Annotated in this window: 8 protein-coding genes; 7 read left to right on the top strand and 1 reads right to left on the bottom strand. The window is 48.0% G+C overall.

All coding sequences use genetic code 11. The features are described from left to right. From AB447_RS26445 to AB447_RS27345, 3 genes are all read left to right on the top strand, one after another. The coding region (locus tag AB447_RS26445) for a hypothetical protein (RefSeq protein WP_172796396.1) at window positions 1–185 on the top strand (185 nt) is incomplete at its 5' end. 224 nt (window positions 186–409) lie between these two features. Next, window positions 410–2,845: a peptidase G2 autoproteolytic cleavage domain-containing protein gene (locus tag AB447_RS24225; protein WP_048355584.1), complete on the top strand. Its 2,436-nt coding sequence runs from the start codon at window positions 410–412 to the stop codon at window positions 2,843–2,845. Window positions 2,846–3,042: 197 nt separating this feature from the next. Next, window positions 3,043–3,168 carry a hypothetical protein gene (locus AB447_RS27345; protein ID WP_269430226.1) on the top strand — a complete coding sequence of 42 codons (126 nt, stop codon included), beginning with the start codon at window positions 3,043–3,045 and terminating at the stop codon, window positions 3,166–3,168. 177 nt (window positions 3,169–3,345) lie between these two features. Here the strand turns inward: AB447_RS27345 and lexA are convergent, their stop codons facing one another. Next, window positions 3,346–3,969 (bottom strand): transcriptional repressor LexA, encoded by a 624-nt coding sequence (gene lexA / locus AB447_RS24220; RefSeq protein ID WP_046132806.1) that lies wholly within the window; start codon window positions 3,967–3,969, stop codon window positions 3,346–3,348. Window positions 3,970–4,121: 152 nt separating this feature from the next. Between lexA and yneA the strand changes: the two genes are divergently transcribed. The 4 genes from yneA to tkt all read left to right on the top strand — a co-directional run bounded on the left by yneA (window position 4,122) and on the right by tkt (window position 7,557). Continuing rightward, window positions 4,122–4,433 (top strand): cell division suppressor protein YneA, encoded by a 312-nt coding sequence (gene yneA / locus AB447_RS24215; protein WP_048355583.1) that lies wholly within the window; start codon window positions 4,122–4,124, stop codon window positions 4,431–4,433. A 19-nt stretch (window positions 4,434–4,452) separates the two neighbouring features. After that, entirely contained in the window at window positions 4,453–5,121 is a 669-nt protein-coding gene (locus AB447_RS24210; RefSeq protein WP_048355582.1) for a YneB family resolvase-like protein, read from the top strand. Window positions 5,122–5,162: 41 nt separating this feature from the next. Continuing rightward, complete coding sequence (locus tag AB447_RS24205) at window positions 5,163–5,396, top strand: DUF896 domain-containing protein (protein ID WP_048355581.1); 234 nt, start codon at window positions 5,163–5,165, stop codon at window positions 5,394–5,396. A gap of 157 nt (window positions 5,397–5,553) precedes the next feature. Then, on the top strand, window positions 5,554–7,557 hold the full coding sequence (gene tkt, locus AB447_RS24200) for a transketolase (RefSeq protein WP_048355580.1): 2,004 nt from the start codon (window positions 5,554–5,556) through the stop codon (window positions 7,555–7,557). Window positions 7,558–7,656 lie beyond the last annotated feature (99 nt).

Raw genomic sequence — 7,656 nt, 5'->3', positions numbered from 1 at the left:
ATTTTATTGATCCGGGGATGCTGGCCCAAAATGCGGCAGATCCGCTGTTTAAGCCGGAACAAAAAGCAGGGGAGCAAATCGAATGGATGGGTGCCGCTCAGCTGTCGATGACAGATGCCGCAAAAACAGCCGTCAGACAGGGGGGAAGGTACGATCAGGACGCCGCTTGCTGCACTCGAGGCTGATATCGTCAATCAACTGAAGCTCAAAAGGCAAGGATGGAAGCCGGCAGCGGTTTTTCCATCTTTTTTTATAAATCAGTTTCTATTGGCGGAGGAGTTTTCATCATCGACAGCCAATTTATAACATTGAAGCAAAGAGGGCGGTCATACCGGCTCTTTAGCGAAGATTCAGCCAAGCTTTCCCGCCCATTTCAGCGCTTACATTATAAGAAAGAGGTGTCTTTAGAATGGTTCAATTCAGGAAACCTTTTGATGTGTCTCTACATGCAGGATGGCGGTCTCATTTTCGTGAGGATTCCATTACGTTAACAGAAATGGAGCAGCTCAAAGCAAGGATGCAAAATCTGATACAGCATGCAGGGGCTTCTCAAAGCGTTGAAGTGACAGATGCCAGGGTGACGGCCGAAGGAGAGATCACCTCACTGTTAAAGGAGCGGCTGGACAAGGAATATCATAAACTTCTCGGCAAAATCACCAGGGAAGTAAACGTCGAAGACTTTGGGGCTGTCCCTGATGGAAGGGACAATACCGAAGCTTTCCAGAAAGCGATCGGCACAGGATGCGTTAAGGTAAACGTTCCGGCAGGCGTTTATCTTGTTCAGGGAATCAAGCTGCCGTCCTGGACGTATTTTGTCGGACAGGGCAAAGGCGTAACGGTCATTAAGCTTCACGAAAACGCCCCGGCCTATGAGTGGGTGATCACAAATGATGACTATGAAAATGGAAACCGCAACATTTTTGTCCAGGGCATGACATTAGACTGGAATCCGGATAGACAGGGCGGCGTGAGAAATCCGGGCGGGCAGTATTCAAGCTGTTTAACGTTTGCCAAAGTCGAATTCGGCTGGATCAAAGATATCGAAGCCGTCAATGCGGGACTTCATGGCATTGATATTACATCGCCGACATATGACCACCTGCCTGATACCGACTGGACAAAAGACGGTTCCAAATACATTTGGGTTGATCATTGTGTGGCGTATGGCGCAGGGGATGACGGCATTACCACGCATTACAGCGAATACGTTTTTATCTCTAACTGCCATTCGGCAAATCCCCGCGGAACAGAGCATGGTGAAGGGATGTCCAACTCCAACGGGATAGAGATTGACGACGGGTCCAAACACGTTTGGCTGTTAAATAACATAACAAGCGGGAATATCCGCGGGGTGGAGGTGAAGGCGCACGAGATGTGGCCGGCTTCACAAAACGTCCATATTATCGGGCATATCTCCTACCGTGATGTCCGCGCGTTCGACCTTCGGCATATCGGCCATCACCAGGCTTCAGATCCGGAAAGCACCACAGCGTACGATGTCACGCTCACCGACTGTACGGCCGTTGAGCCTGTCTTCAATCCGCTTTACGACGGTGTGACGCCGAGGGCGCTCGTTGTTTCTGCATATAAAAATGTATATGTCAACGGATTCACGGCGATCGGCGATCCCGAGTATGACTATGGCGGCAATCCTGTGGTGGCTTTACAGTACCGCAGCCAAAACATCACGATCAACGGGATTAAAATCCGCGGGTTTAAAAAGGCCGGTGTAGATATTAATTTATCCGGCGGAGCCAATAAAACTGATTATGTCAAAATATCAAACTTCGATATTTATCATTCCGCTCCAAAAGGAATCTCAATCGGCGGCGGGCTTTATAACGTCAATATGATGAACGGAACGATGATAGCAGACAGCGGAACGGTTGGAATCCAATCGCCAAACAGCCAAGCCGTGATCATCGGCGTCCAGGCGGTCGGATATGATGCGGCAGCTTCCATTAAAGGTCAAACTTATGAGCAGGTGCCTCTCAGCTTAAAGGGCGGTGCGCAAATTGCCACCACCTCAGGTTTTGCGTTTGAGGAATCGAGCGCCGTCATTGCCGGCACGGGCGATATTACGGCAAAAGGCGAAAGAAATGCTGTCATCGGATCTTCAGGCGGTTCAAGTACAGAGGGCTCCCGCGCTTTCATCGCTGCTTCAAACAACTCCCATATTAAAGGAAACAGCGTATCGAGAACGATATTGTCCTCTGAGAGCATTACGCTTGAAGAGCCGTACACCGTGGCAGGCGGATACCAGACCATCAACTGGCTTTTGGACTCTCTGCATGGGAACGGCATATTTGCCGGCTCTGTAAGATCATCCTTACCCGGCGGATACGGAGAGTATTTTGAAAGCGAAAACGGGCAGCAGATCGATACGGGGATCATCGTAGCGTTAAGGGGAGAAAAAATCGCGCCCGCTCAAGAAAGCGATGATATGCTGGGTGTTGTGTCTGAAACGGCTGCATTTGTATCGGGGGAATCGAGCTTCACCTGGCAGAGCCGCTTTTTGACAAACGAATTCGGCGGATTGGTATATGAAGAAAAAATGGATGAAGAAACAGGGGAGCTGATTCGCGTACCAAAACAGAATCCTAATTTTCAAGAGGTTTTGGAAGAAAGCTATCTTTCGCGGGCTGCAAGGGATGAATGGCATGTTGTCGGACTATTGGGCCGGCATTATGTCCGGATTGACGGCACGGTTCGCCAAGGAGATTACGTCAAGGCGCTTAACGGAATCGGGACGAGAGCATCCGAAGGCTCCTGGAAGGTGATGAAAATAACCGCCCCATACAATCCTGAAAATGAATACGGCATCGCGCTTGTTATGATCAAATAGTGAAGATTTCCGCGCTCGAACAAGCGGATTTCATGGAAAAGCCGTACAAAGAATCGCTGCCGTTTGATAAGCCCGTTATGAAAATCGTAAAACGGATGAGATTCAGAAAGAAACGGACAGCTATACCCTTTATGGAAAACAGGCACGAGATTGTCTGACTCCGGGTTAGGCTTTTATCACATCAGGTGACAGCTCGTATGTATCCGCTGCAAACGATCGGAGGCGAAAGAGATGACACGCGCCATTTTAATCAAGTACCGGCTGGTAAGGGAATAAACAAGATCCGCCTGATTTATCGGCAGAGAGAATTTGATTACCCTTAAAGAGTTTCCTTTGCCCAACTTTTTTGTTGACAGCAAATATGGTTTTCGAGATAATGAATTTGTAAGCATATTATGAATTCCTCTTTTTCAGGTTCGTATCCCGCGGGACATGAACCTGTTTTTTTGTGAAGAAAAAGGCTGCCGGAAAACCGGCAGCCAAAAAGAGATGCTCGCATATTAATGAACGGTCCGAAAAACGCCGATGACCTTTCCAAGGATGGTCACATTTTGGAGAATGATAGGCTCCATCGTCGGGTTTTCCGGCTGAAGGCGAATGTGGGTCGCTTCTTTAAAGAAACGTTTAACGGTTGCTTCATCGTCTTCGGTCATGGCAACGACGATATCCCCGTTGTTTGCCGTGTTTTGCTGTTTTACGATCACATAGTCTTTGTCCAATATTCCCGCGTCTATCATGCTTTCCCCCATAATCTCCAGCATGAAGACATGCTCGTCCGGCGGAGCCAGCCGATCCGGCAGCGGAAAGTACTCCTCGATGTTTTCGACGGCGGTAATCGGCGTTCCGGCCGTTACCTTTCCGATGACGGGAACGTTCACAACCTGGCTTTGCGGAATGTGGACCCCTTCTTCGGTGTCCAATATTTCGATGGCTCTCGGCTTTGTCGGGTCCCTTCTGATCAGCCCCTTTGATTCGAGCCGTGCCAAGTGGCCGTGTACGGTTGAACTTGATGCCAGGCCGACCGCTTCGCCGATTTCCCTGACGGAAGGCGGATAACCTTTGCGCTTCACTTCTTCTTTGATGAAACGCAAAATATCAAGTTGTCTTTTTGATAGCTTCGTCATGATTTGCACCTCAAAACGTCGATTTTAGCTAGATTATAGCATGTTTTTCCTTTGAGTACAAACATAGGTTCGAAAAAATTGATTGACGAAACATTTGTTCGTATGTATACTGAACAAAAAGCGAACAAACATTCTATCTTGAGGTGATCGAATTGAAAAGAGAATCATTGATTTTCGTCAGTCTATTTACCGCTGCGATTAGCACCTGTATTCTGTTTTTGTCTTTTGCCGCTAAGCTCGAAGAAAGCAAGCAATATGTTAAAATAGAAGTTCAGCAAGGAGATTCGCTATGGGAGCTGGCCGACCGCATTGAAGGCGGAACAGCTGCTGACAAGCAGAAATTCGTCGAGTGGGTTGCGGATCGAAACGGTCTGCCGACGTCTGTCATCAAACCCGGCGATGTTTTAGTCGTGCCGGTAACGAAGCAGCATTCTGATCAGTATCAGCTGGCGGTTGTAGACTAGAAGGAACGGGGGGATTTCTGTGAATGCGATTATATACACCAGGGTGAGCACAGCGAAAGAAGAGCAGGAGACCTCCTTAAAGCGGCAGAAAGAAGAGCTTGCAAGGCTCGCCGCCGAGCGCGGAATGACCGTCGTGAAAGTCATTTCCGAACAAGCGAGCGGGTACGAGCTGGACAGGGACGGAGTTTTTGATTTGCTTGAGGAGATTAAAACATCCGATGTCGACGCCGTTTTAATCCAGGACGACACGCGGCTGGGCAGAGGGCATGCAAAGATTGCGCTCCTTCACTTTTTGTATAAAGAAGGCGTTCAAGTATATACGCTTGCCCATAGAGGACAGCTGGAGCTTTCTGAAGCCGACTCAATGGTTTTGGAAATTGTCGGGATTGTGGAGGAATACCAGCGGAAAATACATAACCTGAAAATTAAAAGGGGCATGAAAAAAGCGGTCGAAAACGGCTACCGCCCGGAAAGGAACTTAAAAAACCGGGGCGGAGGAACCGGGAGGGAGCGGATTGAAGCGCCGCTTTCGGAAATCATCAGGCTGAGGGAAAACAAGCTGACGTTTGCCGAAATAGCAGCCGTCCTGAGAGGTTTTGGATACAGCATTTCCAAAGCTACCGTCCACCGCCGCTATCAGGAATATACAGAGGACGGAGCAGCCGAATCTGTTGTCAAACGAGACTGAATTTAGTAGTATGAAGGTGAAACAAAACAAAGGAGCATATCATGATTTCTAAAGAGAAAATAGCCAGAATCAACGAACTTGCCAAAAAATCAAAAGCTGGCTCTTTAACAGACGAAGAAAAAGCCGAACAGCAAAAGCTGCGGCAAGAATATTTGAAGGGTGTCCGCGCATCTATGAAAAATACGTTGAAAACCGTGACAATTGTAGATCCTGAAGGCAACGATGTGACTCCCGAAAAGCTGAAAAAAGAAAAAAGTAACCGCAGGCTGCATTAATTTAAAGGAATACGTCAATATCGTATTCCTTTTTTGTATATACTACAAATGACATTTGTTCACGATTTTTCATTCAGCTTTTGAGCTGAAATGGTTGTGAAATCCGATGCATCGATTTATGATAAGAAAGTAGAGTACATACAGGAAGGGGATTAAAATGAAAACGATTGAATTAAAGTCTGTGGCAACGATACGAACATTATCTATAGATGCCATTGAAAAAGCAAAATCCGGCCATCCGGGTATGCCGATGGGAGCTGCTCCGATGGCTTACACGCTTTGGACGAAAATGATGAATGTGAACCCTGAAAATCCAAACTGGTTCAACAGAGACCGCTTTGTGCTGTCTGCGGGACACGGTTCGATGCTTTTGTACAGCATGCTTCATTTAAGCGGCTATGACGTTTCAATGGAAGACTTGAAGAATTTCCGCCAATGGGACAGCAAAACGCCGGGGCATCCTGAATACGGACATACTCCTGGGGTTGATGCGACGACCGGTCCGCTCGGCCAGGGAATCGCAATGGCAGTCGGCATGGCGCTTGCAGAACGCCATCTTGCGGAAACTTACAATCGTGAAAAATATCGTGTCGTTGACCATTATACATACAGTATTTGCGGTGACGGAGACTTAATGGAAGGAATCTCTTCAGAAGCGGCTTCCCTTGCAGGCCATCTGAATCTCGGCCGTTTAATCGTGCTGTACGATTCCAACGATATTTCCCTTGACGGAGATCTTGACCGCTCATTCTCCGAAAATGTGAAGCAGCGCTTTGAAGCGATGAACTGGGAAGTACTTTATGTTGAAGATGGAAACAATATTGCCGAAATCACCGCAGCGGTTGAAAAAGCAAAGCAAAATGACAAGCAGCCGACATTAATCGAAGTAAAAACGACAATCGGCTTCGGTTCTCCAAACCGGGCGGGAACGTCAGGCGTTCACGGTGCTCCGCTCGGCGTAGAAGAGGCTAGACTGACGAAAGAAGCATATGAGTGGACATATGAAGAAGATTTTCATGTTCCTTCCGAAGTGTACGAACACTTTAATGAAACAGTAAAAGAACCGGGCAAACGCAAAGAACAGGAATGGAACGAGCTGTTCGCCGAGTATAAGAAAGCTTATCCTGAGCTTGCCGAACAGCTTGAATTAGGGATTAACGGAGAGCTTCCGGCAGATTGGGATCAAGATATTCCTGTCTATGAAAAAGGAAGCAGCCTTGCTTCCCGTGCTTCTTCAGGAGATGTATTGAACGGAATCGCAAAGAGAGTGCCATTTTTCTTCGGAGGATCTGCCGATTTGGCCGGCTCTAATAAAACAACGATCAAAAACGGCGGAGATTTTTCGGCGAAGGACTATGCCGGCAGAAACATTTGGTTCGGAGTCCGCGAATTTGCCATGGGCGCTGCTTTAAACGGAATGGCTCTCCATGGCGGTCTGCGGGTGTTTGCGGGTACATTCTTCGTCTTCTCAGACTACTTGAGACCGGCGATCCGTCTGGCCGCATTAATGGGGCTTCCGGTCACATACGTATTTACCCATGACAGCATCGCTGTGGGAGAAGACGGACCGACGCACGAACCGATTGAACAGCTTGCATCGCTTCGCGCTCTTCCTAACTTGTCTGTCATGAGACCTGCGGACGGAAACGAAACGGCCGCTGCCTGGAAGCTTGCGATGCAATCGAAAAGCCAGCCGACTGCGCTTGTCTTGACGCGTCAAAACCTGCCGACGATCGATCAGACTGCTGAGGCGGCATATGAAGGCGTGGAAAAAGGTGCCTATATCGTATCAAAATCTCAAAATGAAAAACCTGCGGCTATCCTGCTTGCGAGCGGCTCAGAGGTCGGACTTGCGATAGACGCCCAAAGCGAGCTTCGGAAAGAAGGAATTGATGTGTCTGTCGTCAGCGTTCCGTCATGGGACCGCTTTGACAAACAGTCAGACGAGTACAAAAACGCCGTTCTTCCTTCTGACGTGACGAAGCGTCTTGCCATTGAAATGGGCTCTCCGTTTGGATGGGAAAGATACACAGGCACTGAAGGGGACATTCTTGGAATCGACCGGTTCGGCGCATCCGCCCCTGGCGAAACGATTATGAAGGAATACGGTTTTACGGCTGAAAACGTGGCAACCCGCGTGAAAAAACTGTTGCAGAAATAATTTAAGATGATATAGAAAAGAGAATGATCCGTCTCATCATTCTCTTTTCTTTGTTTTCGACAAAATTAGTCCCTTCTCTTATCATCAACAGACAATTAT

This window comes from Bacillus glycinifermentans (genome assembly GCF_001042475.2).
In the GTDB taxonomy this organism is placed as follows: domain Bacteria; phylum Bacillota; class Bacilli; order Bacillales; family Bacillaceae; genus Bacillus; species Bacillus glycinifermentans.
This window is presented reverse-complemented; position numbering and strand designations above follow the sequence as displayed.

Coding starts and splice junctions, on each gene's coding strand:
- AB447_RS24225 (WP_048355584.1), top strand. CDS start 410: ATGGTTCAATTCAGGAAACCTTTTGATGTGTCTCTACATGCAGGATGG.
- lexA (WP_046132806.1), bottom strand. CDS start 3,969: ATGACGAAGCTATCAAAAAGACAACTTGATATTTTGCGTTTCATCAAA.
- AB447_RS24205 (WP_048355581.1), top strand. CDS start 5,163: ATGATTTCTAAAGAGAAAATAGCCAGAATCAACGAACTTGCCAAAAAA.
- AB447_RS27345 (WP_269430226.1), top strand. CDS start 3,043: ATGTATCCGCTGCAAACGATCGGAGGCGAAAGAGATGACACGCGCCAT.
- tkt (WP_048355580.1), top strand. CDS start 5,554: ATGAAAACGATTGAATTAAAGTCTGTGGCAACGATACGAACATTATCT.